22 protein-coding genes are annotated in these 25,869 nt (G+C 73.4%); 15 read left to right on the top strand and 7 right to left on the bottom strand.

Annotated features, from left to right (window positions below; genetic code table 11):
- Positions 1-89 precede the first annotated feature (89 nt).
- The 4 genes from uvrB (at position 90) to AB6N23_RS00670 (ending at position 4,959) form a co-directional block, all read left to right on the top strand.
- On the top strand, positions 90-2,195 hold the full coding sequence (gene uvrB / locus AB6N23_RS00685) for an excinuclease ABC subunit UvrB (protein ID WP_412863797.1): 2,106 nt from the start codon (positions 90-92) through the stop codon (positions 2,193-2,195).
- An 18-nt stretch (positions 2,196-2,213) separates the two neighbouring features.
- Positions 2,214-2,651 (top strand): VOC family protein, encoded by a 438-nt coding sequence (locus tag AB6N23_RS00680; RefSeq protein ID WP_412863795.1) that lies wholly within the window; start codon positions 2,214-2,216, stop codon positions 2,649-2,651.
- Positions 2,652-2,857: 206 nt separating this feature from the next.
- Entirely contained in the window at positions 2,858-3,955 is a 1,098-nt protein-coding gene (locus tag AB6N23_RS00675) for a TerC family protein (RefSeq protein WP_412863793.1), read from the top strand.
- Positions 3,952-4,959 (top strand): TerC/Alx family metal homeostasis membrane protein, encoded by a 1,008-nt coding sequence (locus AB6N23_RS00670; protein WP_412863792.1) that lies wholly within the window; start codon positions 3,952-3,954, stop codon positions 4,957-4,959. The genes AB6N23_RS00675 and AB6N23_RS00670 overlap by 4 nt, the downstream gene beginning before the upstream one ends.
- Positions 4,960-5,010: 51 nt before the next feature.
- Here AB6N23_RS00670 and AB6N23_RS00665 read toward each other — a convergent pair whose 3' ends face one another.
- Positions 5,011-5,304, bottom strand: coding sequence for a YciI family protein (locus AB6N23_RS00665; RefSeq protein ID WP_412863790.1), 294 nt, complete (start codon positions 5,302-5,304; stop codon positions 5,011-5,013).
- A gap of 110 nt (positions 5,305-5,414) precedes the next feature.
- Between AB6N23_RS00665 and AB6N23_RS00660 the strand changes: the two genes are divergently transcribed.
- Complete coding sequence (locus tag AB6N23_RS00660; RefSeq protein WP_412863788.1) at positions 5,415-6,578, top strand: acyl-CoA dehydrogenase family protein; 1,164 nt, start codon at positions 5,415-5,417, stop codon at positions 6,576-6,578.
- A 22-nt stretch (positions 6,579-6,600) separates the two neighbouring features.
- Here the strand turns inward: AB6N23_RS00660 and AB6N23_RS00655 are convergent, their stop codons facing one another.
- Positions 6,601-7,308, bottom strand: coding sequence for an MBL fold metallo-hydrolase (locus AB6N23_RS00655; protein WP_412863786.1), 708 nt, complete (start codon positions 7,306-7,308; stop codon positions 6,601-6,603).
- A gap of 234 nt (positions 7,309-7,542) precedes the next feature.
- On the opposite strand from AB6N23_RS00655, the gene uvrA reads away from it, so the two are divergent.
- Positions 7,543-10,410, top strand: coding sequence for an excinuclease ABC subunit UvrA (gene uvrA, locus AB6N23_RS00650; RefSeq protein ID WP_412863784.1), 2,868 nt, complete (start codon positions 7,543-7,545; stop codon positions 10,408-10,410).
- A 106-nt stretch (positions 10,411-10,516) separates the two neighbouring features.
- Here uvrA and AB6N23_RS00645 read toward each other — a convergent pair whose 3' ends face one another.
- Positions 10,517-11,026 (bottom strand): OsmC family protein, encoded by a 510-nt coding sequence (locus AB6N23_RS00645; protein ID WP_412863782.1) that lies wholly within the window; start codon positions 11,024-11,026, stop codon positions 10,517-10,519.
- Positions 11,027-11,093: 67 nt separating this feature from the next.
- On the opposite strand from AB6N23_RS00645, the gene uvrC reads away from it, so the two are divergent.
- From uvrC to AB6N23_RS00600, 9 genes are all read left to right on the top strand, one after another.
- Entirely contained in the window at positions 11,094-13,229 is a 2,136-nt protein-coding gene (gene uvrC / locus AB6N23_RS00640) for an excinuclease ABC subunit UvrC (RefSeq protein ID WP_412863780.1), read from the top strand.
- The gene (gene rapZ / locus AB6N23_RS00635) at positions 13,226-14,167 is read left to right on the top strand and encodes an RNase adapter RapZ (protein WP_412863778.1); all 942 of its coding nucleotides are present in this window, start codon (positions 13,226-13,228) and stop codon (positions 14,165-14,167) included. The genes uvrC and rapZ overlap by 4 nt, the downstream gene beginning before the upstream one ends.
- Entirely contained in the window at positions 14,164-15,159 is a 996-nt protein-coding gene (locus AB6N23_RS00630; protein ID WP_412863776.1) for a gluconeogenesis factor YvcK family protein, read from the top strand. Before rapZ ends, AB6N23_RS00630 begins: the two co-directional genes overlap by 4 nt.
- A 69-nt stretch (positions 15,160-15,228) precedes the next feature.
- Positions 15,229-16,209 carry a DNA-binding protein WhiA gene (whiA, locus tag AB6N23_RS00625; RefSeq protein WP_378204328.1) on the top strand — a complete coding sequence of 327 codons (981 nt, stop codon included), beginning with the start codon at positions 15,229-15,231 and terminating at the stop codon, positions 16,207-16,209.
- 252 nt (positions 16,210-16,461) lie between these two features.
- The gene (gap, locus tag AB6N23_RS00620) at positions 16,462-17,469 is read left to right on the top strand and encodes a type I glyceraldehyde-3-phosphate dehydrogenase (RefSeq protein ID WP_412863773.1); all 1,008 of its coding nucleotides are present in this window, start codon (positions 16,462-16,464) and stop codon (positions 17,467-17,469) included.
- 161 nt (positions 17,470-17,630) lie between these two features.
- Entirely contained in the window at positions 17,631-18,830 is a 1,200-nt protein-coding gene (locus AB6N23_RS00615; RefSeq protein WP_412863771.1) for a phosphoglycerate kinase, read from the top strand.
- 3 nt (positions 18,831-18,833) lie between these two features.
- On the top strand, positions 18,834-19,628 hold the full coding sequence (gene tpiA, locus AB6N23_RS00610) for a triose-phosphate isomerase (protein WP_412863769.1): 795 nt from the start codon (positions 18,834-18,836) through the stop codon (positions 19,626-19,628).
- Positions 19,629-19,756: 128 nt separating this feature from the next.
- A complete protein-coding gene (secG, locus tag AB6N23_RS00605; RefSeq protein WP_378208885.1) occupies positions 19,757-20,002 on the top strand; it encodes a preprotein translocase subunit SecG in 246 nt (81 codons plus the stop codon).
- 12 nt (positions 20,003-20,014) lie between these two features.
- On the top strand, positions 20,015-20,362 hold the full coding sequence (locus AB6N23_RS00600; RefSeq protein WP_378208888.1) for an RNA polymerase-binding protein RbpA: 348 nt from the start codon (positions 20,015-20,017) through the stop codon (positions 20,360-20,362).
- A 202-nt stretch (positions 20,363-20,564) separates the two neighbouring features.
- Here AB6N23_RS00600 and pgl read toward each other — a convergent pair whose 3' ends face one another.
- The 4 genes from pgl to tal all read right to left on the bottom strand — a co-directional run bounded on the left by pgl (position 20,565) and on the right by tal (position 25,734).
- The gene (gene pgl / locus AB6N23_RS00595; protein ID WP_412863767.1) at positions 20,565-22,073 is read right to left on the bottom strand and encodes a 6-phosphogluconolactonase; all 1,509 of its coding nucleotides are present in this window, start codon (positions 22,071-22,073) and stop codon (positions 20,565-20,567) included.
- Positions 22,074-22,154: 81 nt separating this feature from the next.
- Entirely contained in the window at positions 22,155-23,072 is a 918-nt protein-coding gene (gene opcA / locus AB6N23_RS00590; protein WP_412863765.1) for a glucose-6-phosphate dehydrogenase assembly protein OpcA, read from the bottom strand.
- Positions 23,069-24,610: a glucose-6-phosphate dehydrogenase gene (gene zwf, locus AB6N23_RS00585; RefSeq protein WP_412863763.1), complete on the bottom strand. Its 1,542-nt coding sequence runs from the start codon at positions 24,608-24,610 to the stop codon at positions 23,069-23,071. Before zwf ends, opcA begins: the two co-directional genes overlap by 4 nt.
- On the bottom strand, positions 24,607-25,734 hold the full coding sequence (gene tal, locus AB6N23_RS00580; protein WP_412863761.1) for a transaldolase: 1,128 nt from the start codon (positions 25,732-25,734) through the stop codon (positions 24,607-24,609). Before tal ends, zwf begins: the two co-directional genes overlap by 4 nt.
- Positions 25,735-25,869 lie beyond the last annotated feature (135 nt).

Raw genomic sequence — 25,869 nt, 5'->3', positions numbered from 1 at the left:
GCGCGCGGCGCGGGACGGCCCGTACGCCGTCGGCGGACGCCGGGGCGGACGGGCCGCCCGTGTCGGTGGTCGGTCGTACCGTGGACGCCATGCGCCCCGTGACCGACCTGCAGCGGACCGTCGCGCCGTTCGAGGTGGTGTCGGAGTACACCCCGAGCGGCGACCAGCCCACCGCCATCGCCCAGCTCGCCGAGCGCGTGCAGGCCGGCGAGAAGGACGTCGTCCTGCTCGGCGCGACCGGCACGGGCAAGTCGGCGACCACCGCGTGGCTCATCGAGAAGCTGCAGCGGCCGACGCTCGTGATGGCGCCCAACAAGACCCTGGCGGCACAGCTCGCGACCGAGTTCCGCGAGCTGCTGCCCAACAACGCGGTCGAGTACTTCGTGTCGTACTACGACTACTACCAGCCCGAGGCGTACATCGCGCAGACGGACACGTACATCGAGAAGGACTCCTCGATCAACGAGGAGGTCGAGCGCCTGCGGCACTCCGCGACGAGCTCCCTGCTCACGCGGCGCGACGTGGTCGTGGTCGCGTCCGTGTCCTGCATCTACGGGCTCGGCACGCCGCAGGAGTACGTCGACCGGATGGTCACGCTCAACGTCGGCGACGTCGTGGACCGTGACCGGCTGCTGCGGCAGTTCGTCACGATGCAGTACTCCCGCAACGACATGGCGTTCACGCGCGGCACGTTCCGGGTGCGCGGCGACACCGTCGAGATCATCCCGGTGTACGAGGAGCTCGCCATCCGGATCGAGTTCTTCGGCGACGAGATCGAGGCGATCGCGACGCTGCACCCGCTGACCGGCGACGTCGTGCGCGTCGAGCAGCAGGTGCACGTCTTCCCGGCGACGCACTACGTGGCCGGTCCCGAGCGCATGGAGCGCGCCATCGGCGGCATCGAGGCGGAGCTCGAGCAGCGCCTGGCGGAGCTCGAGCGGCAGAACAAGCTGCTCGAGGCACAGCGCCTGCAGATGAGGACGACATACGACATCGAGATGATGCGGCAGGTCGGCTCGTGCTCCGGCATCGAGAACTACTCGCGGCACATCGACGGGCGCGCGCCGGGTTCGGCGCCGAACACGCTGCTCGACTACTTCCCCGAGGACTTCCTGCTCGTCATCGACGAGTCGCACGTGACGGTGCCGCAGATCGGGGCCATGTTCGAGGGCGACATGTCGCGCAAGCGCGCGCTCGTGGACCACGGCTTCCGCCTGCCGAGCGCGACGGACAACCGCCCGCTGCGCTGGGAGGAGTTCGTCGAGCGGATCGGGCAGACGGTGTACCTGTCGGCCACGCCGGGCAGCTACGAGCTGTCCATGTCCGACGGCGTCGTCGAGCAGATCATCCGGCCGACCGGTCTCGTCGACCCCGAGGTCGTGGTGAAGCCGACGCAGGGGCAGATCGACGACCTGCTCGGGGAGATCCGCGACCGGGTCGACCGCGACGAGCGCGTCCTCGTGACGACGCTGACGAAGAAGATGGCCGAGGACCTCACGGACTACCTGCTCGAGAAGGACGTCCGGGTCCGGTACCTGCACTCGGAGGTCGACACGCTGCGGCGCGTGGAGCTGCTGCGCGAGCTGCGGATGGGTCAGTACGACGTGCTCGTCGGCATCAACCTGCTGCGCGAGGGTCTCGACCTGCCCGAGGTGTCGCTCGTCGCGATCCTCGACGCCGACAAGGAGGGGTTCCTGCGCTCGGGGACCTCGCTGATCCAGACCATCGGCCGTGCCGCCCGCAACGTGTCGGGGCAGGTGCACATGTACGCGGACCGCATCACGCCGGCCATGGCGAGCGCGATCGACGAGACGAACCGCCGGCGCGAGCGACAGGTCGCGTACAACCGCGAGCACGGCATCGACCCGCAGCCGCTGCGCAAGCGGATCAACGACATCACCGACCTGCTCGCCCGCGAGGACGCGGACACCGCGGAGCTCCTCGGGGGCGCCGGTCGCCAGACGAGCCGCGGCAAGGCGCCCGTGCCCGGCCTGGGCTCGCGGAAGGGCGCGACCGACGAGCGCACGCGGCTCGTCGGGGCCGCCGCCGGCGAGCTGGCCGACCTCATCCAGCAGCTCACCGACCAGATGCACGCGGCCGCCGGCGAGCTGCAGTTCGAGCTCGCGGCGCGGCTGCGCGACGAGATCTCGGGGCTGAAGAAGGAGCTCCGGCAGATGCACGCCGCCACCGCTTGACCGCGACGAGGAGGACCGATGGACCGCAGGCTCCAGCTCACGTTCGACGCGCACGACCCGCGGGCGCTCGGGACCTTCTGGGCGCACGTCCTCGGGTACGTCGAGGAGCCGCCGCCCGCCGGTGTCGACGACTGGGAGTCCGCGCTGCGCGCCTGGGGCATGCCGGAGGAGCGCTGGAACGACGGGTACGCGATCGTGGACCCCGCCGGCGACGGACCGCGCATCTTCCTGCAGCGCGTGCCGGAGGGGAAGACGGCGAAGAACCGGGTGCACCTCGACGTCCGGCTGCCCGGCGGCGGCCCGCGCGGTGCCGAGCCCGACCGGGAGGCCGTGCGCGCCCGTGCCCGCGCGCTGGCGGACCTGGGCGGCCGCGTGGTGCAGGAGTTCGACGAGCCGGGGTCCGGATTCTGGGTCGTCATGCTCGACCCGGAGGGCAACGAGTTCTGCCTCGTCTGAGGCGGCTCCGGGCGGTGTCGGGCGACCGGCGCCTATGATGGTCGGCGGAGGGGAGTACTCCCCACGACGTCATCGTCATCACGGTCGCCAGCGTTGCCGGCCCGGTGCGTCGGCTGCGTCGCACGTCCCGGGCCCGATCGGTCCCGCGCGTGCGCCGGCGGAAGAGACCTCCGGTCATCCGTCGTCCCGATCGAGAGGTCTGTCCTGTGGACGTTCCCGGCTGGGTGTGGGCCATCACGGTCGGCGCCATCCTGCTCATGCTCGCCGTCGACTACGTCGGCCACGTGCGGTCCCCGCACGAGCCGACGCTCCGCGAGTCGGCGTGGTGGTCCGCCGGCTACGTCGGCATCGCCCTGCTCTTCGGCGTCGTCGTGTGGGCCGCCGCCGGCAGCACGTACGGCGGCGAGTACTTCGCCGGCTACATCACGGAGAAGAGCCTGTCGATCGACAACCTCTTCGTGTTCGTGCTCATCATGGCGAGCTTCCGCGTGCCGCGGCTGTACCAACAGAAGGTGCTGCTCATCGGCATCACGATCGCGCTGGTGCTGCGCACGGTCTTCATCTTCGTCGGCGCCGCCTTCATCGAGCGGTTCAGCGCGATCTTCTACCTCTTCGGCGCGTTCCTGCTGTACACGGCGTGGGCGCAGATCCGCTCCGGCAGGGAGGACGAGGGCGAGTACAAGGAGAACGCGGTCCTGCGGCTGACGCGGCGAGTGTTCCGCACGACCGACGACTACGTCGAGGACAAGATGGTCGTCCGGCGCGACGGGCAGCGGCTCATCACGCCGATGCTCATCGTCATGGTCGCGATCGGCACGGCCGACATCATCTTCGCCGTCGACTCGATCCCCGCGATCTTCGGCCTGACGCAGGAGACGTACCTCGTCTTCGCGGCGAACGCGTTCTCGCTGCTCGGTCTGCGCCAGCTGTTCTTCCTCATCGACGGGCTGCTCGACAAGCTCGTCTACCTGTCGTACGGCCTCGGTGCGATCCTCGGGTTCATCGGCGTCAAGCTGGTGATCCACGCGCTGCACACCAACGAGCTGCCGTTCATCAACGGCGGCGAGCACGTCACGGCCGTCCCGGAGATCTCGACGCCCGTGTCGCTCGGGTTCATCCTCGTCACGCTGCTCGTGACGACGCTCCTCTCACTGCGCCGCACGCGGCTCGACGCCACCGCGAGCGCGCTGGAGCACGCGTCGGCGCAGGAGGCGCGCCTCGGCGCCCACCTCGACGCGCCGGTCGACGGCCCCGCGGACCCGCACGTCGACGCGCCCGCCGACCGGCAGGAGCCGCGCGCGTGACGCACGAGCTCCCCGTGGTGTTCGAGGTCGCGTCGCTCGTCGCCGTCGTCGGCATCCTGCTGGTCGACCTCGCGATCGTCCGGCGCCGGCCGCACGTGCCGTCGACGCGGGAGAGCGTGACCTGGGTGGCGGTCTACGTCGGCCTCGCGCTGGCGTTCGCGGGCCTGCTCGCCGTCGTGGGCGGCTCCGCGCCGGCGGGGGAGTTCGTGGCGGGCTGGCTCACCGAGTACAGCCTGTCGGTCGACAACCTCTTCGTGTTCCTGCTCATCATGTCGAGCTTCGCCGTGCCCCGGGAGCAGCAGCAGCGCGTGCTCATGGTCGGCATCGTCGTCGCGCTCGTCCTGCGGGCCGCGTTCATCCTCGCCGGTGCGGCGATCATCGAGCGGAACACGTGGGTCTTCTACCTGTTCGGCGCGTTCCTCGTGTACACGGCCGTCAAGCTCCTGCGGGAGGGCGGCGGCGGTGACGAGGAGTACGAGGAGAACGCGCTGGTCCGGGGTGCGCGTCGCGTGCTGCCCATGTCGCCGGCGTACGACGGCGGCAACGTGCGCACCGAGCACGAGGGGCGCCGCGTCTTCACGCCGCTGCTCGTCGTGTTCCTGGCGATCGGCACGACGGACCTGCTCTTCGCGTTCGACTCGATCCCCGCGATCTTCGGTCTCACGCACGACCCGTTCATCGTGTTCACGGCGAACGTGTTCGCGCTCATGGGCCTGCGCCAGCTGTACTTCCTGCTCGGCGGGCTGCTCGACCGGCTCGTCTACCTGCCGTACGGGCTGGCGGCGATCCTCGCGTTCATCGGCGGCAAGCTCGTGCTGGAGGCGCTGGCGACCAACTCGGTGCCGTTCCTCAACGGCGGGCGGCCCGTCACCTGGGCACCCGAGGTGCCGACGTGGCTCTCGCTCGTCGTCATCGCGACGGCCCTGCTGACGGCCACGGCGGCGAGCCTGCTCGTGTCGCGTCGCACCGGTACCCGTGCCGTGGAGCCGGCCGACGAGGTGTGAGACCGGTGGGACGCCCGTGCGGGCGCCCCACCGTCGGTCCGTCGCCCGTGGTCAGGCGTCGGCCGCCCAGGGCCCGAGCACGAGCTGCCACGCGCGGACCTCGGTCGCGGCGACGAGCCCCTCGCGCGCGAACGGGTCCTGCGCCAGCAGGCCGCGCAGCGCACCCTCGTCACCGGCGCGCAGGACGAGCAGCGCACCGGGCGTCCCGTCGTCCGCGAACGGGCCCGACCCGAGCAGGGTCCCGGCGTCCGCGAGGCCGGCCAGCCACGCGCGGTGCTCGGGCCGCACGACGTCCCGGACGTCGGTGCGGTCGTCGTAGGTGTAGCGGACGGCGAAGGTCGTCATGGCCGTCATCCTGCCGCAGGTGAGGCGCGCCACGGCCCGCCGGTCCGAGCAGGGTGCGTCGTGGCCCGGTGGCAGAGTGGGTGCATGACCTCCACGACGGGCGGCGGCCGATGACCCGGTCCCTGCGCACCCTGCTGACCGACGACCTCCTGGCACGGGTGCACGCCCGCGCCGAGGCGCACGACCGGGACAACACGTTCCCGCACGAGGACCTCGCCGACCTCGTGTCCGCGGGCTACCTGACCGCCTTCGTGCCCGAGCGGCTCGGCGGCGCCGGTCTCACGCTGGAGGAGGTCGCGCGCGAGCAGGTCCGGCTCGCCGCTGCGGCGCCCGCGACGGCCCTCGCGGTCAACATGCACCTCGTCGTCACCGGTCTCGCGGCCCTCCTCGTCGCGCGGGGCGACGACTCGGTCGAGTTCGTCCTGCGGGACGCCGCCGCGGGCGAGGTGTTCGCGTTCGGCAACTCCGAGGCCGGCAACGACCTCGTGATGTTCGGCTCACGCACGCGGGCGGAGCCGGCGGGGGACGGCGGCTACCGCTACTCCGGCACGAAGATCTTCACGTCGCTGTCCCCGGTGTGGACGCGGCTCGCCACGTTCGGCCTCGACGACTCCGACCCCGACGACCCGCGGCTGGTGCACGGTGTCGTGTCCCGCGCCGACGGCGGCGTCACCACGAAGGACGACTGGGACACGCTCGGCATGCGGGCGACGCAGTCGGCGACGACCGTGCTGGAGGGTGCGTACGCGCCGGCGGACCGCGTGTACCGGCGGCTCCCGGTGGGCCCGAGCGCCGACCCGTTCATGTTCGCGCTCTTCGCGGTGTTCGAGGTGCTGCTCGCGGCCGTGTACACCGGCATCGGCCGGCGTGCGCTCGAGCTGGGCGTCGCGCACGCGCGGCGCCGGACGTCGATGAAGCACGGCGGCCGCAGCTACGCGCAGGACCCCGACATCCGGTGGAAGGTGGCCGACGCGGCGCTCGCGCAGGACGGCGCCGAGCTGCAGGTCTTCGCCCTCGCGCGGGACGTGGACGAGCGGGCCGACCACGGCAGCCGCTGGTTCGCGCAGCTCGTGGGCGTCAAGGTGCGCGCCACCGAGACCGCGCGCGACGTGGTCGACCTCGCGCTGCGGGTGTCGGGCGGCGGCGCGTACTTCACAGGCAGCGAGCTGGCGCGGCTCTACCGCGACGTGCTCGCCGGCATGTACCACCCGTCGGACGACGAGTCGGCGCACGCGACGGTGGCCGCGTCGGTCCTCGGGCCGCTGGAGGACTGAGCCGCGGGGCGCCGCGCGTGCCTCACCAGCCCCGCGCCCGCCACTCGGCGAGGTGCGGTCGCTCGGCGCCCAGCGTGGTGTCGGCGCCGTGCCCCGGGTACACCCAGGTGTCGTCGCCGAAGCGGTCGAAGACGCGCTCGACGACGTCGGCGTACAACCGCGCGAAGCGCTCGGCGTCGCCGCCCGTCGCGCCGAGGCCACCCGGGAACAGGCTGTCGCCGGTGAAGAGGTGGACCCGGTGCGGCACGGCGTCCGGCGCCACGGCCCGTTCGGGCTCGCGCAGCGCCAGCGCGACCGAGCCGGGCGTGTGCCCGCGCAGCGCGACGACCTCGAGCACGAGGTGTCCGACCGTGAGCGTGTCGCCGTGGACGAGCCGCCGGGGGACCGGTCGGTCGAGGGCGGCCGCGATCGCGTCCGCGTCGTCCGCGCCCGCCGCGAGCGTCGCGCCGGTGACCGCCTCGACGGACGCGAGGGCGCCGAGGTGGTCGGCGTGCCGGTGCGTCGTCACCACGACGTCGAGACGGGCCGAGCCCGACCCCTCGCGCACGAGCGCGAGCAGCCGGTCCGGGTCGGCGGCGGCGTCGACGAGCAGCTGGGCGCCCGAGCGGCGGCACGTGACGAGGTAGGCGTTGTTGCCGTCGGGGCCCACGGCCGCCTTGCGGATCTCCGCGTCGTCGAGGACGCGGACGTCGGTGGGCCCACCCGCCCGCACGTCACCGGTGTACGTCATCTCCGTCCTCCCGGCCGGCTCGGACCGGCCGCGCTCGTCGCCCGGTGGCAGGTGCCGGGCGGGGTCGTGCCGCCCATCCTCTCCGTGACGGCACCGTGCCGCCCGGCGAGCGGACGCGTCCGCGGGCGGGTGGGCCTCTGGTCTCCGCCGCGCGACGGGACCGCGTGTTCCCGGCGGCGGCGTGACGTCGAACACGTGTGCGATTGTCGGAGGTCGCACGTAGAGTGGTCCGCTGTGAACGATCGCCTGGTGGTCCGCGGAGCGCGGGAGCACAACCTGCGGAACGTCGACCTCGACCTGCCCCGTGACGCCCTCATCGCGTTCACGGGCCTGTCGGGCTCCGGCAAGTCGTCCCTCGCCTTCGACACGATCTTCGCCGAGGGGCAGCGCCGGTACGTCGAGTCGTTGTCCGCGTACGCACGCCAGTTCCTCGGCCAGATGGACAAGCCCGACGTCGACTTCATCGAGGGTCTCTCGCCCGCGGTGTCGATCGACCAGAAGTCGACCAACCGGAACCCGCGGTCGACCGTCGGCACCATCACGGAGGTCTACGACTACCTGCGCCTGCTCTTCGCGCGCGCAAGCACGCAGCACTGCCCCGTCTGCGGGGAGCGCGTGACGGCGCAGACGCCGCAGCAGATCGTCGACCGGCTGCTCGAGCTCCCCGAGGGCACCCGCTACCAGGTGCTCGCGCCGGTGGTCCGCGGGCGCAAGGGCGAGTACTCCGAGCTGTTCCGCGAGCTGCAGGGCAAGGGGTTCTCGCGCGCACGGGTCGACGGCGAGGTCGTCCAGCTCGCGACGCCGCCGACGCTGGAGAAGAAGCTCAAGCACGACATCGAGGTGGTCGTCGACCGGCTCGTGTCGCGCGACGGCGTCCAGCGCCGGCTCACCGACTCGGTCGAGACCGCGCTGCTGCTCGCGGGCGGCCTGCTCGTCGTCGAGCTGGTCGACGCCGACGCGGACGACCCCGAGCGCGAGCGCCGGTTCTCCGAGCACCGGGCCTGCCCCAACGACCACGTCCTGACGCTCGACGAGATCGAGCCGCGCACGTTCTCCTTCAACGCGCCCTACGGCGCGTGCCCGGAGTGCACCGGCATCGGCTCGCGGCTCGAGGTGGACCCGGACCTCGTCATCCCGGACGACGAGCTCTCGCTCGCGCAGGGCGCGGTGGCACCGTGGTCGCAGGTGTCGTCCGAGTACTTCACGCGCGTGCTCACCGCGCTCGCGCAGGACATGGGCTTCTCGATGGACACGCCCTGGCGTGCCCTGCCCAAGCGTGCAAAGGACGCGGTGCTGCACGGCGAGAACCACGAGGTGAAGGTCCGCTACCGCAACCGCTGGGGCCGCGAGCGGACGTACTCCACCGGCTTCGAGGGCGTCCTGACGTTCCTCGAGCGCCGCCACTCCGAGACCGAGTCCGAGTGGAGCAAGGAGAAGTACGAGGCCTACATGCGCGAGGTCCCGTGCCCGGTGTGCAAGGGCGCGCGGCTCAAGCCCGAGGTGCTCGCGGTGAGGGTCGGCGGCCGCTCGATCGCCGAGGTGTGCGACCTGCCGATCAACGAGGCGCGCGTGTTCCTCGACCAGCTCGAGCTGGGCGAGCGCGAGCGCGCCATCGCGGCGCAGGTGCTCAAGGAGATCCAGGCGCGGCTCGGGTTCCTCCTCGACGTCGGCCTGGACTACCTGTCGCTCATGCGCCCCGCCGGCACGCTGTCCGGCGGCGAGGCGCAGCGTATCCGGCTCGCGACGCAGATCGGCTCCGGCCTCGTCGGCGTGCTGTACGTCCTCGACGAGCCCTCCATCGGGCTGCACCAGCGGGACAACCGGCGCCTGATCGACACGCTGACGCGCCTGCGCGACCTCGGCAACACGCTCATCGTCGTCGAGCACGACGAGGACACGATCCGCACCGCCGACTGGATCGTCGACATCGGCCCGGGCGCCGGCGAGCACGGCGGTCACGTCGTGCACTCCGGCGACCTGAAGGGGCTCCTCGCCTCGCGCGAGTCGATGACGGGCGCCTACCTGTCGGGCCGGCGCTCGATCGGGACGCCCGCGACGCGGCGGCCCGTCGACCCGGCGCGGAAGGTCACCGTCGTCGGCGCCCGTGAGCACAACCTCCGCGGGATCGACGTGTCGTTCCCGCTCGGCACGCTCACGGCCGTGACCGGTGTGTCCGGCTCGGGCAAGTCGACGCTCGTGAACTCGATCCTCTACACGGTCATGGCGAACGAGCTGAACGGCGCCCGTCAGGTCGCCGGCCGGCACCGCCGCGTGACCGGCCTCGAGCACCTCGACAAGGTCGTGCACGTCGACCAGGGACCGATCGGGCGCACGCCGCGGTCGAACCCCGCCACCTACACCGGCGTGTGGGACCACGTCCGCCGCCTCTTCGCGGAGACGTCCGAGGCGAAGGTCCGCGGCTACACGCCCGGACGCTTCTCCTTCAACGTCAAGGGCGGCCGCTGCGAGGCCTGCTCGGGCGACGGCACGCTGAAGATCGAGATGAACTTCCTGCCGGACGTCTACGTGCCGTGCGAGGTGTGCCACGGCGCCCGGTACAACCGCGAGACGCTCGAGGTCCACTTCAAGGGCAAGACGGTCGCGGACGTCCTCGACATGCCCATCGCCGAGGCGGCCGAGTTCTTCGCCGCCGTGCCGGCGATCGCGCGTCACCTGCGCACGCTCGTCGACGTCGGGCTGGGGTACGTGCGCCTCGGTCAGCCGGCGCCGACGCTGTCGGGCGGCGAGGCCCAGCGCGTGAAGCTGGCGGCGGAGCTCCAGCGGCGCTCGACGGGCCGGACGGTGTACGTGCTCGACGAGCCGACCACCGGCCTGCACTTCGAGGACATCCGCAAGCTGCTGGGCGTGCTCCAGACGCTCGTCGACAAGGGCAACTCGGTCATCGTCATCGAGCACAACCTCGACGTGATCAAGAACGCCGACTGGGTGATCGACATGGGGCCCGAGGGCGGCAGCGGCGGCGGCATGGTCGTCGCCGAGGGCACCCCCGAGCACGTCGCCGGTGTCGAGGCCAGCCACACCGGCCGGTTCCTCGCCGAGGTCCTCGAGGCGGAGCGGGAGCCGGTCGCCGCGAACGCCTGACGCGCCGGGAGCGCAGTGGCCGCGTCGGACGCGGCCGCGTCGCCCGGGCGCCCGGCGGCGTCGGGCGTCGCGTCCGCCCGTCGGCATCGGAGGCTGCCTGCGCGGGTCAGGCGTCCGAGGTGCCGTGCGTCACCGGAGCCGGCTCCTGCCGCACGGGGAAGTTGACGGAGCGGGCGATGAAGCAGTGCTCGTGCGCCGCGCGGTGCACCTCGGCCAGCACCGCGTCGGTGACGGGTCCGCCGTCGGGCAGCGCTGTGCCGGCCAGCACCCGCACCTGCGGGCGGAGCACGACCTCCGTGAACTGGCCGTGGCCCGCCGCCTCGACCCGCATCGCGCCCGTCGGGTGGTCGGCGTAGCCGACGACGACCACGCCGCGCTGTGCCGCCAGGTGCAGGAACCACAGCATGTGGCACTGCGCCAGCGCCCCGACGAGCAGCTCCTCGGGCGACCACAGGGCGGCGTCCCCGCGGAACGCGGGGTCCGAGGACCCCGGGACCGGCGGCTTGCCCGGCGCCGAGAGCGTGTGCTCCCGCCCGTACGAGGTGTACGAGGCGGTGCCGGCCGCGCCCGCTCCCGTCCACCGCAGGTCGACCGTGTACGTGTGCATCGGGGGCATGCGGCCACCCTACGAGTGAGGCGCCTCACGACCGAGGGTGTCGGTGCGGCGAACTAGGCTCGAACGCATGGCCGATCCCGCGACGTACCGTCCTGCGCCCGGGGAGATCCCCGACGCACCCGGGGTCTACCGGTTCCGCGACGAGCACGGCCGCGTGATCTACGTCGGCAAGGCCAAGAGCCTGCGCAACCGGCTGAACAGCTACTTCCAGGACATCGCGCACCTGCACCCGCGCACCCAGCAGATGGTCACCACCGCCGCGTCGGTGCAGTGGACCGTGGTCGGCACCGAGGTCGAGGCGCTCGCGCTCGAGTACTCCTGGATCAAGGAGTTCGACCCGCGGTTCAACGTCAAGTACCGCGACGACAAGTCGTACCCGTACCTGGCCGTCACGATGGCGGACGAGGTGCCGCGCGTGCAGGTCATGCGTGGCGCCAAGCGGCCGGGCACCCGCTACTTCGGGCCGTACGCGCACGCGTGGGCGATCCGCGAGACGGTGGACCTCCTGCTGCGCGTCTTCCCGGTGCGGACCTGCTCGGCGGGCGTGTTCAAGCGGGCGCGGCAGCAGGGCCGGCCGTGCCTGCTCGGGTACATCGACAAGTGCTCCGCGCCCTGCGTGGGGCGGATCTCCACCGAGGACCACCACCAGCTCGCGCAGGACTTCTGCGACTTCATGGCGGGGGACACGGCCCGCTTCACGCGGCGCCTGACGCAGCGCATGAAGGAGGCGGCCGCCGAGCTCGACTTCGAGCGGGCCGCGCGCCTCCGCGACGACGTCGCCACCCTGGAGAAGGCGACGGAGCGCAACGCCGTCGTGCTGTCGGACGGCACGGACGCGGACCTCTTCGCGATGGCCGGGGACGAGCTCGAGGCGGCCGTCCAGGTGTTCCACGTGCGCGACGGGCGCATCCGCGGCCAGCGCGGGTGGGTCGTGGAGAAGGTCGAGGACCTGGACGACGCGGAGCTGGTCGAGCACCTGCTGCAGCAGGTCTACGGCGGCGAGGACGCCGCCGACGGCGCCGCGACCGGTGCCGTCCCGCGTGAGGTCCTCGTGCCGGTGCTGCCGACCAACCTCGAGCAGGTGCAGACCTGGCTGACGGGCCTGCGCGGTAGCCGCGTCCAGGTGCGCGTCGCGCAGCGCGGCGACAAGGCGGAGCTGGCGCGCACGGTCCTGCGCAACGCCGAGCACGCGCTCGCGCTGCACCGCACGCGGCGCGCCGGCGACCTCACGACGCGCAGCCAGGCGCTGCGCGAGATCCAGGAGGCGCTCGACCTGCCGACGGCGCCGCTGCGCATCGAGTGCTATGACGTCTCGCACAACCAGGGCACGTACCAGTCGGCGTCGATGGTGGTGTTCGAGGACGGCCTCGCGCGCAAGAGCGAGTACCGCCTGTTCAGCGTGCGCGGACCCGAGGGGCAGGGCGCCCGCGACGACACGGCCGCGATGCACGAGGTCATCACGCGCCGGTTCCGCCGCTACCTCGCGGAGCGCTCGCAGCTCGGCGACCCCGACCTCGGCGACGGCGAGGAGGACGACGGCCCGCGCAGCGGCGAGGTCGACGCCACCACCGGCCGTCCGGCCCGGTTCGCGTACCCGCCCAACCTCGTGGTGGTCGACGGCGGGCCGCCGCAGGTCGCCGCGGCCGCGGCCGCGTTGGCGGAGCTCGGCGTCGACGACGTCGCCCTGTGCGGCCTGGCGAAGCGGCTCGAGGAGGTGTGGGTGCCGGGGGAGGAGTACCCGGTCATCCTCCAGCGCAGCTCGGAGGGCCTGTACCTGCTCCAGCGCGTCCGCGACGAGGCGCACCGGTTCGCGATCTCCGCCCACCGCAAGCGGCGCAGCAAGGGCATGACCGCCTCGGTGCTCGACGACGTGCCGGGTCTCGGGCCGGCACGCAAGGCCGCACTGCTGCGGCACTTCGGCTCGGTGAAGCGCCTGCGAGCGGCGTCGGCGGACGAGATCGCGACCGTGCCCGGCATGGGCGCGCGCACGGCGGAGGCCGTCGTGGCGGCGCTCGGTGGCGGCACGCCCGCGCACGTGGCGGCCGGGCCGGCGGCGGACGGCACGGCGGCGGACGGCGCGGCGGCGGACGGCACGGCGGCGGAGGACAGGCAGGAGCCGCCGGACCCGGCGGGCGACCCGACGAACTCGTCCGGCGGGTCCCCGGAGGCGCGGGACGACCGGGCTGGCATCCTGAACGCATGAGCGAGCCGTCGCCCATCACCGTCCCCTCCGGCATCCCCGCGCTCGAGGCGGCGGCCGAGGCCCCCGTCCTGGACCAGGCGCAGGTCCTGGTCATCACCGGCATGTCCGGCGCCGGGCGCACGCGCACCGCCGCCGTCCTCGAGGACCTCGGCTGGTACGTCGTCGACAACCTGCCGGCGCAGATGCTCACCCACCTCGTCGGCATGCTCACGAGCGGCCCCGTCGGGTCGGGCGCGCGCCGGCTCGGCGCCGTCATCGACGTGCGCGGCCGCGAGTACTTCGCCGCGCTGGCGGGCGTCCTCGAGCAGCTGCGCACCGGCGGCGTCGACGTGCGGCTGCTGTTCCTCGACTCGTCCGACGAGGTGCTGGTCCGCCGGTTCGAGCAGGTGCGCCGCCCGCACCCGTTGCAGGGCGAGGGCCGGATCCTCGACGGCATCGCCCTCGAGCGGTCGCTCCTCGGGGAGCTGCGTGAGCAGGCGGACGTCGTCATCGACACCTCCGAGCTCAACGTGCACGACCTCGCGCGGGAGGTCCGCGCCGCCGTGAGCGGGCCCGGCGAGGAGGTCCTGCGCGTGTCGGTCGTCTCGTTCGGCTTCAAGTACGGCCTGCCCCTCGACGCGGACCACGTGGTCGACGTGCGCTTCCTGTCGAACCCGTACTGGATCACCGAGCTGCGGCACCTGTCGGGGCGGGACGCGCCCGTGCGTGACTACGTGCTCGGCCTGCCGGGCGCCACGACGTTCGTCGAGCGGTACGTCGACGCGCTCGAGCCGGTGCTCGCCGGGTACCTCAAGGAGGAGAAGCGCTACGTCACGATCGCCGTGGGCTGCACGGGCGGCAAGCACCGCTCGGTGGCGATCAGCGAGGCGATGGGGGCGCGGCTGCGTGAGCGCGGGCACCGGGTCCAGGTGACGGCGCGCGACCTGGGCAAGGAGTGAGCGCGACGGCGTCGGCGCGGCCGCAGGACCCGCGGCGGCCCGCCGTCGTGGCGCTGGGCGGCGGGCACGGGCTCTCGGCGTCGCTGTCGGCGCTGCGGCTCATGACGGACCGGATCACCGCGGTCGTCACGGTCGCGGACGACGGCGGCTCGTCCGGCCGCCTGCGGGAGGAGCTGGGCGTGCTGCCTCCCGGTGACCTGCGCATGGCGCTGTCCGCCCTGACCGACGACTCCGACTGGGGCCGCACGTGGCGCGACCTGCTCCAGCACCGCTTCGCGACGGACGGCCCGCTCGACCGGCACGCGGTGGGGAACCTGCTGATCGTCGCGCTGTGGGAGCTCCTGGGCGACACCGTCGGGGGACTCGACCTCGTCGGCCGGCTGCTCGGTGCGCGCGGCCGCGTGCTGCCGATGGCGTCGGTGCCGTTGCGGATCGAGGCGGACGTGCGGCGCCCGGACGGGACGCTCGACGTGGTCGTGGGGCAGAGCGAGGTGGCGCGCACGGTCGACGCGATCGAGCACGTGCGGCTCGACCCGCCGGCGCCGCCGGCGTGCGCGGAGGCCGTCGAGGCGGTGCGGGCGGCGGACTGGGTCCTCCTCGGCCCCGGATCCTGGTACACGTCCGTCCTGCCCCACCTGCTGGTGCCGGAGCTGCGCGCGGCGCTCCTGGAGACGACGGCGCGCATCGTCGTGGTCCTCAACCTCACGCCCGAGGAGGGGGAGACCGCCGGCATGCGCCCGGGCGACCACCTCGACGTGCTGCGTGCCCACGCGCCGGACCTGCCGCTGCACGCGGTCGTCGCCGACCCCGCGTCCGTGGACGACGTCTCGGTGCTCGCCGACCGGTGCGGCGCGCTCGGGGCGCGGCTGCTCGTCCGGCAGGTGAGCCGCGGCGACGAGCGCGACGTGCACGACCCCCTGCGGCTCGCGGCGGCGCTGCGCGACGTCGTGGAGGGGTACCTGGGGGACGTCGGGACCCGCACCCCGGGGTGACGCACGTGACGTCGGGGACGTCCGCGGAGGCGACCACGGACAGGTGTCCGGCAATGGCAGGATGACCGCATGGCGTTGACGGCACAGGTGAAGGACGAGCTCGCCCGCCTCAAGGTGGACAAGATCTCGTGCCGCAAGGCGGAGATCTCCGCGACCCTCCGCTTCGCCGGCGGCCTCCACATCATCTCCGGGCGCATCGTCATCGAGGCCGAGCTGGACACGGGCATCGCCGCGCGCCGCCTGCGGCAGGCCATCGCCGAGGTGTACGGCCACGAGAGCGACATCATCGTCGTCTCCGGGGGCGGGCTGCGGCGCGGCAGCAGGTACGTCGTGCGCGTGGTCAAGGACGGCGAGTCGCTGGCGCGCCAAACCGGGCTGCTCGACAACCGCGGGCGCCCGGTGCGGGGCCTGCCGCCGCAGGTCGTGTCCGCCGGCATCGGCGAGGCGGAGGCGGCGTGGCGCGGCGCGTTCCTCGCGCACGGGTCGCTGACCGAGCCCGGCCGCTCGTCGGCGCTCGAGGTCACCTGCCCCGGGCCCGAGGCCGCGCTCGCGCTCGTCGGCGCGGCGCGCCGGCTGGGCGTGACGGCGAAGGCGCGCGACGTCCGCGGCGTCGACCGGGTCGTCATCCGCGACGGCGACGCCATCGGCGCGATGCTCGCGCGGCTCGGCGCGCACGACACGATGCTGGTCTGGGAGGAGCGGCGGGTGCGGCGCGAGGTGCGCGGCACCGCGAACCGGCTCGCGAACTTCGACGACGCGAACCTGCGCCGGTCGGCCCGGGCCGCGGTCGCGGCCGGTGCGCGCGTCGAGCGGGCGTTCGAGATCCTCGGCGAGGACCTGCCCGAGCACCTGCGCCAGGCCGGCGAGCTGCGGCTCGCGCACAAGGAGGCCTCGCTCGAGGAGCTCGGCAAGCTCGCCGACCCGCCCCTGACGAAGGACGCGGTCGCCGGCCGCATCCGCCGGCTGCTCGCCACCGCCGACCGCCGGGCGGTCGAGCTCGGCATCCCCGACACCGAGGCCGGGCTCAGCCCGGAGCTGCTCGACCTGTGACCGCGGCGCCGCCCCCCGCCGCGCAGCCGGGCGATCGTCCAGCATGCGAACGGGTGGGGTGCCGGACCAACGTCATGGGCGTGACCTGAGCCACGGGGTATAGGCTCGGGTCATCCGATCGCAACGCGCGCGCAACACGCTGGGCAACGTCCCCGCGTCGTGGCGGGCCGGCGACCGGGACGCACAGCGGCGTGCGTGACCGACACCAACTGTGTGCGCCGGGCTCTGCTCGGCGCGTGCCGAGGAGGGCAAGTGACCATCAAGGTCGGCATCAACGGCTTCGGCCGCATCGGGCGCAACTTCTACCGCGCCATCGTGGCCTCGGGGGCCGACATCGAGATCGTCGGGGTCAACGACCTGACGGACAACAAGACCCTGGCCCACCTGCTCAAGTACGACACGGTCCTGGGCCGCTTCCCGCTGAGCGTGGACTTCGACGACGAGAACATCATCGTCGACGGCAAGGCGATCCGTGCGCTCGCCGAGCGCAACCCGGCCGACCTGCCCTGGGGCGAGCTCGGTGCGGACATCGTCATCGAGTCCACCGGCTTCTTCACGGACGCCGAGAAGGCCAAGGCGCACATCGAGGCCGGTGCGAAGAAGGTCATCATCTCCGCGCCCGCCAAGAACGAGGACGGCACGTTCGTCGTCGGCGTGAACCACGAGCAGTACGACGCGGCGACGCAGCACATCATCTCCAACGCGTCCTGCACGACGAACTGCCTCGCGCCGCTCGCCAAGGCCCTGAACGACGCCATCGGCATCGAGCGCGGCCTCATGACGACGATCCACGCGTACACGGGCGACCAGAACCTGCAGGACGGTCCCCACAAGGACCTCCGCCGGGCCCGCGCCGCCGCGCAGAACATCGTCCCGACGTCGACGGGTGCCGCCAAGGCCGTGTCGCTCGTCCTTCCCGAGCTCAAGGGCAAGCTCGACGGCTACGCGCTCCGCGTGCCGGTCATCACGGGCTCGGCCACGGACCTGACGTTCACCGCGAGCCGCGAGGTCACGGTCGACGAGGTCAACGCCGCCGTGAAGGCCGCCGCGGAGGGCCCGCTCAAGGGCGTCCTCGAGTACGTCGACGACGAGATCGTGTCGTCGGACATCGTGACGAACCCGCACCAGAGCATCTTCGACTCGAAGCTCACCAAGGTGTCGGGCGACCTGGTGAAGGTCGTCTCCTGGTACGACAACGAGTGGGGCTACTCGAACTCCCTCGTCAAGCTGACGGAGTACGTCGGCGAGCGTCTCTCCTGACGACGCGTCCGTAGGCAGTCCATGCGTCCGCGTGCGCCGAGGCCACCGGCCCGGCGCACGCGGACGCTGCCGTGTCCGGGGCCGTGCGCCCCGAGCCCCCGGCGCCGCCGGGGCCGTGCACCGGCCGTCGGCTCCGCCCGGCGGCAGCGAGGTAGGAGACCATGAAGACCATCGACGACCTGGGCGACCTGCGCGGCAAGCGCGTGCTCGTCCGCTCGGACTTCAACGTGCCGCTCGACGGCACCACCATCACGGACGACGGCCGCATCCGCGCCGCGCTGCCGACGCTGCAGGCGCTGCTCGGCGCGGGCGCGCGCGTCGTCGTCGTCGCCCACCTGGGTCGCCCGAAGGGCACGCCCGAGGCGAAGTACTCGCTCGCGCCCGTCGCGGAGCGGCTCGGCGAGCTGCTCGGCCAGCCGGTCGCGCTCGCCGAGGACCTCGTCGGCGAGTCGGCGCGGGCCACCGTCGCGGCGCTCGAGGACGGGCAGCTCGCGCTGCTGGAGAACGTCCGCTTCGACGCGCGCGAGACGTCCAAGGACGACGCCGAGCGCGGTGCGCTCGCCGACGAGCTGGCGTCCCTCGCGGACGCGTTCGTGTCCGACGGCTTCGGCGTCGTGCACCGCAAGCAGGCGTCGGTCTACGACGTCGCGCAGCGGCTCCCGCACGCCGTCGGCCAGCTGGTGCTCAAGGAGGTCGAGTCGCTGCGCAAGGCGACCGACGCCCCGGCGCGCCCGTACGTCGTCGTGCTCGGCGGCTCGAAGGTCTCCGACAAGCTCGGCGTCATCGAGAACCTCATCGGCAAGGCCGACCGCCTGCTCATCGGCGGCGGCATGCTCTTCACGTTCCTCGCGGCGCAGGGTCGCTCGGTGGGCACGAGCCTGCTCGAGGAGGACCAGGTCGAGACGGTCAAGGGCTACCTCGCGGCCGCCGCGGAGCGCGGCGTCGAGATCGTGCTGCCCGTCGACGTCGTCGTCGCGCCGCGGTTCGCCGCCGACGCTCCGGCCACCACCGTCGCGGTCGACGCGATCCCGGACGACCAGATGGGTCTCGACATCGGCCCGGAGAGCGCCGAGCTCTTCGCGTCGAAGATCACCGACGCCAAGACGGTCGTGTGGAACGGCCCCGCGGGCGTGTTCGAGTTCGAGGCGTTCGCCGCCGGCACGCGTGCCGTCGCGCAGGCCCTCGTCGACGCGGGCGCCGCCGGCGGCTTCACCATCGTCGGGGGCGGCGACTCCGCCGCGGCCGTGCGCACGCTCGGCTTCGACGAGGCCGGCTTCGGCCACATCTCGACCGGCGGCGGCGCGTCGCTGGAGTTCCTCGAGGGCAAGACCCTCCCGGGCATCGCAGTTCTGGAGGACTGAGCCGTGGCCACGAGCCGTACCCCGCTGATGGCGGGCAACTGGAAGATGAACCTCGACCACCACCAGGCGACGCACACCGTGCAGAAGCTGGCGTGGACCCTCAAGGACGCGAAGCACGACTACGCGTCGGTCGAGGTGGCGGTGCTCCCGCCGTACACGGACCTGCGCAGCGTGCAGACGCTCGTGGACGCCGACAAGCTGGAGCTCGTCTACGGCGCGCAGGACGTGTCGGCCCACGAGTCCGGCGCGTACACCGGCGAGATCTCGCCGCTGTTCCTCACGAAGCTCGGCTGCACGTACGTGGCCGTCGGGCACTCTGAGCGGCGCCAGTACCACCACGAGGACGACGCCCTGGTCAACGCCAAGGTCACGTCGGCGCTCACGGCCGGCCTCGTGCCGATCCTGTGCGTCGGCGAGCCGCTCGAGGTCCGCAAGGCCGGCGAGCACGTGCCGCACACGCTCGCGCAGCTGGACGGCGCGCTGCAGGGCCTCACGGCCGAGCAGGTCGCCGGCCTCGTCGTGGCCTACGAGCCCGTGTGGGCCATCGGCACGGGCGAGACGGCGACGCCGGAGGACGCGCAGGAGCTGTGCGGCGCCATCCGCGTGCGCGTCGCCGAGCTGTACGACCAGGCGACGGCCGACGCGGTCCGCGTGCTCTACGGCGGTTCGGTGAAGTCGTCGAACGTCGCGTCGATCATGGCGAAGCCGGACGTGGACGGCGCCCTCGTCGGCGGTGCGAGCCTCGACCCCGAGGAGTTCGCGAAGATCGTCCGGTTCCAGTCGCACCAGGTCGGCTGACACGACGACGCGGGGCGGTGCTGGCTCGCACCGCCCCGCGTCGCCTACCCTGTACCGCGGTCATCGCGTCATCGCCACCCGACGGCGCGGCCCGCACCCCGACCACCGAGCTGAGGAAGCCCACCGACGTGACTGCCCTGCGAATCTCTCTCCAGGTGCTCCTGGTGATCACCAGCCTCCTGCTGGTCCCCCTCGTGCTGCTGCACAAGGGCAAGGGCGGCGGCCTCTCGGACATGTTCGGCGGTGGCATCACCGCCGGCGCGGGCTCGTCCGGTGTCGCGGAGCGCAACCTCAACCGCATCACGGTGGCGGTCGCCCTCGTCTGGACGGTCATGATCGTCCTGCTCGGGCTCATCGAGAAGTTCTCGGACTGAGGGAGATCGGCGATGGCGAGCGGCAGCGCGATCAGGGGGTCCCGCGTCGGTGCGGGACCGATGGGTGAGGCGGAACGCGGCGACGCCGCTCCGCGGGTGTGGATCTCGTACTGGTGCTCCAACGGCCACGAGACCCGCCCGAGCTTCGCGGAGGAGGCGGCGGCCGAGGCCCCCGAGACGTGGGACTGCCCGCGGTGCGGGTTCCCCGCGGGGCAGGACCCGGCGAACCCGCCGGCACCCAGCAAGAACGAGCCGTACAAGACGCACCTCGCGTACGTGAAGGAGCGCCGCAGCGACGAGGACGGCGCGGCCATCCTCGACGAGGCGCTCGCCGCGCTCCGCGCGCGCCGCGGCCGCTGACGGCGGCCACCAGCACCTCCCGTCGACGCCCCGGCACCCCGCTCCGCCGAGCAGGGGGCCGGGGCGTCGTCGCGCGCACACCGAGGCCGCGGCTCGGGCACGAGGTCGCGGGTGGGGGCGAGGTCGCGGGCCCACGCCCGCGACCCGGACTCACTCCCGCGACCTCGCGCGCTCAGCACGGGGCGTGCGGCGGCCGGAGAGGTCAGCGCACGCGCAGCAGCGCGAAGCCGTCGTGCCCCTTGGCGCCGACGGTCTGCAGCACGGTGGCGTCGACGCGCGGGTCGCGCGCGACGGCCGCGACGAAGGCGCGCACGCCCTGGACCCGCGTGTCGGGGTGGTCGGGCTGCACCACGGCGCCGCGGCGCACCACGTTGTCGACGACGACGAGGGTGCCGGGCCGCGACAGGGCGAGCGCGCGGTCGACGTACGTCGCGAGCCGCTCCTTGTCGGCGTCGACGAAGACGAGGTCGAACGGCTCGCCGTGCTCGGCCACCAGCGCGTCGAGGGACTCGGCGGCGGGGCCGACCCGCAGCTCGACGCGGTCGCCGACCCCGGCGGCGTCGAGGGACGCGCGCGCGACGGCGGCGTGCGCCTCGCTCAGCTCGAGGGTGACCACGGTGCCGTCGGACGGCAGCGCCTGCGCGAGCCACCACGTGCTGTAGCCGCCGAGCGTGCCGACCTCGAGCACGCGGCGGGCGCCGACCGCGCGTGCCAGGATCTCGAGCAGCCGCCCCTGGTTGGGGGCGACGGCGATGTCCGGCAGCCCGGACCCGGCGGCCGCCGCGGCGACCGTCGCGGCGTCGGCCGGCTCGTCGACGACGGCGGCGAGGTAGTCGTCGACCCGTGCCCACAGCGCGTCGGCGGCCGCGGTCGCGCCGCCCGCGGACGCGTGCGAGGCGTCGTCGTCCGCACCCGTGCGCGTCCCTGTCGTCGCGCCGTCGGTGCGGGCGGCCGGCAGGTCCTGCGCCGCAGCGACGTCGAGCAGCCACAGCGTCCGCTCCGTGCCGACGGCGCCCGCGGCCGGGGTGGTCGTCACGTCGTCGCCGGCGAGCCCCCGTGCGACCGCCGGGGCCTTCTCCGCGCCGGCGGCGACGAGCCACACCTCGCGCGCGGACCGGATGACGGGGAACGTGAGGGACACCCGCTCGGGCGGGGGCTTGGGGGAGTCGTGCTCGGCGACGACGAGGTCGCGCTGCTCGTGCAGCGTCTGCTTGCCGGGGAACAGCGACGCGACGTGACCGTCGGGGCCCACCCCGAGGAGCAGGACGTCGGGGACGGGTGCCCGGGCGCCCTCCGGCGCGTGCGCGGCGAGCTCGGCGCGGTAGGCGCGCGCAGCCGCGTCGGCGTCGGGCACGGCGTCGGAGCGGGCGGGCACGGCATGCACGTTGGCGGCCGGCAGTGCGTCGCCGAGCGCGTCGACCAGCGCCTCGCGCGCCTGCGTCTCGTTGCGCTCCGGGTCGCCGTCGGGCAGGAACCGCTCGTCGCCCCACCACAGGTGCACCTGGGACCAGTCGACGGCGGCACGGGCGGGGCTGGCGGCGACGGCACGGAGCGTCGCGGTGCCGACGGTGCCGCCGGTGAGCACCACGTGCAGCGGTGCCCGGTGGGACTGGAGGTCGACCAGGCGCGTGAGGAGGCGGGCCGCGGTCGCCGCCGCGAGCACCTCCGCGTCGGGGTGGAGGACGACCTCGGGGCTGGCGTGCGGGCTCACGGCGGATCCTTCCGGCGGGGGAGCGGGCGGCGGGGCCGCGGGGTCGCCGTGCCGGACGGCGGACGACCCCGCGGCGCGCGCTCAGGCGTCGATGCGGGCGAGTCCCACCTGGAGGACCTCGCCGTACACCTCGTCGGCGTCGAGGCGGCGCAGCTCCTCGACGAGGCACTCGCGCAGCTGCCGGATCGGCAGCGCGATGCGGTGCTCGGGCTGGTCCGGCTGGCGCAGCGCCGCCGTCTTGCCGTCCGGCCGGTCGAGCACGATGTCGCCCGCCGCACGGTGCAGGCGGACCTGCGTGATCGCGGGGGCACCGGGGACGCGCTCGACCTCCACCGGGCAGTGCAGGGCCTCGGCGAGCCACGCGGCCATGAGGTCCACGGACGGGTGCGTGCTCTCGCCGACCACCACCGCCCGCTGCACGGGCTCGTACGGCGGCTGGTCGAGCGTCGCGGCGATGAGGCCGCGCCAGAGCGTCGCGCGCGTCCAGGCGAGGTCCGTGTCCCCGTCCGCGTAGACCGCGGCGAGGCGGCGCAGGGTCGCCCCGGGGTCGCCGCACTGCGTCGTGTCCGTGATCCGCCGCTGCGCCATCCGCCCGAACGGATGCTCCGACGGGTTCTCCGGCACGTCGTACGGCCACCACGCGACGATCGGCGCGTCCGGCAGCAGCAGCGGCATGACGAGCGTGTCGAGGTGCGAGAGGACGTCGCCCGAGGCGCGCAGGATGACGACCTCGCTCGCCCCGGCGTCGCCGCCGAGGCGGATCTGCGCGTCCAGCACGGTGGAGCGCTCGTCCGGGCGCTCGGTGAGCACGACGATGCGGCAGGGGTGCTCGCGGCTCGCCTCGTTGGCGGCCGCGATGGACTCCTCCGGGTCGTGCGCGCCGACGTCGATGATGAGCGTCAGCACGCGCCCGAGGGCGACGGCGCCACCCTCGTCGCGCTCCTGGAGCAGGCGCTTGTTGATGTCCCGCGTGGTGGTGTCGGGCATGTCGATGATCACGGCAGCCTCCAGGCGCGCCCGTCACGGGCCATCATCTCGTCGGCCGACGCCGGCCCCCAGGTGCCCGCGCGGTAGTCGTCGGGCTTGCCGTGCGAGGCCCAGTACTCGGTGATCGGGTCGAGGATCTTCCAGGAGAGCTCGACCTCCTCATGCTGCGGGAACAGCGGCGGGTCGCCGAGCAGGACGTCGAGGATGAGGCGCTCGTACGCCTCCGGGGACGACTCCGTGAAGGAGTGGCCGTAGCCGAAGTCCATGGTGACGTCGCGGACCTCCATCTGCGTGCCCGGCACCTTGGCGCCGAACCGCAGGGTCACGCCCTCGTCGGGCTGGACGCGGATGACGAGCGCGTTCTTGCCGAGCTCCTCGGTCGCGGTGGACTCGAACGGCAGGTGCGGCGCCCGCTTGAAGACGACCGCGATCTCCGTGACGCGACGCCCGAGGCGCTTGCCCGTGCGCAGGTAGAACGGCACGCCGGCCCAGCGTCGCGTGTCGATGTCGACGCGCACGGCGGCGTACGTCTCGGTCGTGGAGTCGGGGTTGAAGCCCTCCTCCTCGGCGTAGCCGATGACCTTCTCGCCGCCCTGCCACCCGGCGGTGTACTGCCCGCGGGCCGTGTGCCGGCCGAGGTCACGGGGGAGGCGCACCGCGGAGAGCACCTTCGTCTTCTCGGCGCGCAGGGCGGCCGCGTCGAACGAGACCGGCTCCTCCATCGCCGTGAGGGCGAGGAGCTGCAGCAGGTGGTTCTGGATGACGTCGCGCGCGGCGCCGATCCCGTCGTAGTACCCCGCACGGCCGCCGATGCCGATGTCCTCGGCCATCGTGATCTGCACGTGGTCGACGTAGTTGCCGTTCCAGATCGGCTCGAACAGCTGGTTCGCGAACCGCAGCGCGAGCAGGTTCTGGACCGTCTCCTTGCCGAGGTAGTGGTCGATCCGGAAGATGTCGTCCGGCCGGAACACCGAGGAGACGATGTCGTTGAGCTCCCGGGCCGACTTGAGGTCGTGCCCGAAGGGCTTCTCGATGACGACGCGGCGCCAGGTGCCCTCCTTCGGCTGCGACAGCCCCGAGCGGGCGAGCTGCTTGCAGACGACCGGGAACGAGCTCGGCGGGACCGACAGGTAGAACGCGTGGTTGCCGCCCGTGCCGCGCGAGACGTCGAGGTCCTCGACGGTCTCGCGGAGCCGGTCGAACGCGTCGTCGTCGTCGAACGTGCCCTGCACGAAGCGGATGCCCTCCGCGAGCTGGCGCCACGTGGCCTCGCGGAACGGCGTGCGGGCGTGCTGCTTCACGGCGTCGTGCACGACCTCCTCGAAGTCCTGCGTCGCCCAGTCGCGCCGGGCGAAGCCGGTGAGCGCGAAGCCGGGCGGGAGCAGGCCGCGGTTGGTGAGGTCGTAGACGGCGGGCATGAGCTTCTTGCGCGCCAGGTCACCGGTGACGCCGAAGATGACGAGACCGCTGGGCCCGGCGATGCGGGGCAGCCGGCGGTCGCGCGGGTCGCGCAGCGGGTTCCGGCCCTCCGCCACGGGGGCGGGCCTCACCGCTGCGCACCCGCGGTGGGCGCGTCGCGCAGGCCGTTCTCGACGGTCTCGAGCAGCTCGCCCCAGGACGCCTCGAACTTCTGCAGGCCCTCGGCCTCGAGCTGCTCGGTGACCTCGTCGACCGAGATGCCGAGCGCCTCGAGGCGGTCGAGCAGCCCTGCCGACGCGTCCTGCAGGCCCGTCACCGTGTCGCCGCGGAGCACGCCGTGGTCCTCGACGGCGTCGAGCGTCTTGCCGGGCATCGTGTTGACCGTCCCCGCCACGACGAGGTCCTCGACGTACAGCGTGTCCGGGTAGCGCGGGTCCTTCACGCCGGTCGACGCCCACAGCGGCCGCTGCGGCTTCGCGCCGGCGGCGGCGAGGGCCTGCCAGCGCTCGCCCGCGACGACCTCCTCGTAGACCCCGAACGCGAGGCGGGCGTTGGCGATGGCCGCCTTGCCGCGCAGCTCGTCGGCCTCCGCGGTGCCGATCTCGTCGAGCCGGGGGTCGATCGCCGCGTCCACGCGGGACACGAAGAACGACGCGACCGAGCCGATCGGCGCGAGGTCGATGCCGGCCGCGTGCGCGCGCTCGAGGCCGTCGACGAACGCGTCGAGCACCGCCCGGTAGCGCTGGAGCGAGAAGATCAGCGTGACGTTGACGCTGATGCCCTCGGCGATCGCTGCCGCGATGGCGGGCAGGCCCTCGACCGTCGCGGGGATCTTGATGAAGAGGTTGGGACGGTCGACCGTCGACCACAGGGTCCGGGCGGACGCGAGGGTGCCCTCGGTGTCCCGCGCGAGGCGCGGGTCGACCTCGATCGACACGCGCCCGTCGACGCCGTCGGTCGCGTCGTACACGGGGCGCAGGACGTCGCACGCCTCGCGCACGTCGTCCGTGGTGATGCGCGCGACGGCCTCCTCGACGGAGGCGCCCGCGCCGGCGAGCTCGGCGAGCTGCTCGTCGTAGGCGTTCCCCTTCGCCAGCGCGCTCGCGAAGATGGTCGGGTTGGTGGTCACGCCGACGACGCCGCGCTCGACCAGCCTCTGGAGGTCGCCCGAGCGGGTCAGCTCGCGCGAGAGGTCGTCGAGCCAGACGGCCACGCCGGCGTCGCGGAGCTGGTGCAGCGGAGTGGTGCTTGCCATGGTCTTCCCCTTCGTCCCACGACGGGTGCGTACGCATGAGCGGCGGGGGGGGGGGGGCCGGGCGGCCCCCCCCCCCCGGGGGGGGCGGGGGGGGGGGGGCCCCCGGCGGGGGGGGGGGGGCGCCCCGGGGGGGGG

It is taken from the genome of Cellulomonas pasadenensis (assembly GCF_047229365.1).
Classification (GTDB): domain Bacteria; phylum Actinomycetota; class Actinomycetes; order Actinomycetales; family Cellulomonadaceae; genus Cellulomonas.
Note: the sequence above shows the minus strand (reverse complement) of the source record. Positions and strands in the feature narration are given on the sequence as shown.

Bases quoted from the DNA above. Each gene is read 5' to 3' on its own strand.
- AB6N23_RS00600 (WP_378208888.1), top strand. From the start codon at position 20,015: ATGGCGAGCGGCAGCGCGATCAGGGGGTCCCGCGTCGGTGCGGGACCG.
- AB6N23_RS00655 (WP_412863786.1), bottom strand. From the start codon at position 7,308: ATGACGTACACCGGTGACGTGCGGGCGGGTGGGCCCACCGACGTCCGC.
- AB6N23_RS00645 (WP_412863782.1), bottom strand. From the start codon at position 11,026: ATGCCCCCGATGCACACGTACACGGTCGACCTGCGGTGGACGGGAGCG.
- AB6N23_RS00660 (WP_412863788.1), top strand. From the start codon at position 5,415: ATGACCCGGTCCCTGCGCACCCTGCTGACCGACGACCTCCTGGCACGG.
- uvrB (WP_412863797.1), top strand. From the start codon at position 90: ATGCGCCCCGTGACCGACCTGCAGCGGACCGTCGCGCCGTTCGAGGTG.
- AB6N23_RS00680 (WP_412863795.1), top strand. From the start codon at position 2,214: ATGGACCGCAGGCTCCAGCTCACGTTCGACGCGCACGACCCGCGGGCG.
- AB6N23_RS00615 (WP_412863771.1), top strand. From the start codon at position 17,631: ATGAAGACCATCGACGACCTGGGCGACCTGCGCGGCAAGCGCGTGCTC.
- whiA (WP_378204328.1), top strand. From the start codon at position 15,229: ATGGCGTTGACGGCACAGGTGAAGGACGAGCTCGCCCGCCTCAAGGTG.
- AB6N23_RS00665 (WP_412863790.1), bottom strand. From the start codon at position 5,304: ATGACGACCTTCGCCGTCCGCTACACCTACGACGACCGCACCGACGTC.
- tal (WP_412863761.1), bottom strand. From the start codon at position 25,734: ATGGCAAGCACCACTCCGCTGCACCAGCTCCGCGACGCCGGCGTGGCC.
- uvrC (WP_412863780.1), top strand. From the start codon at position 11,094: ATGGCCGATCCCGCGACGTACCGTCCTGCGCCCGGGGAGATCCCCGAC.
- rapZ (WP_412863778.1), top strand. From the start codon at position 13,226: ATGAGCGAGCCGTCGCCCATCACCGTCCCCTCCGGCATCCCCGCGCTC.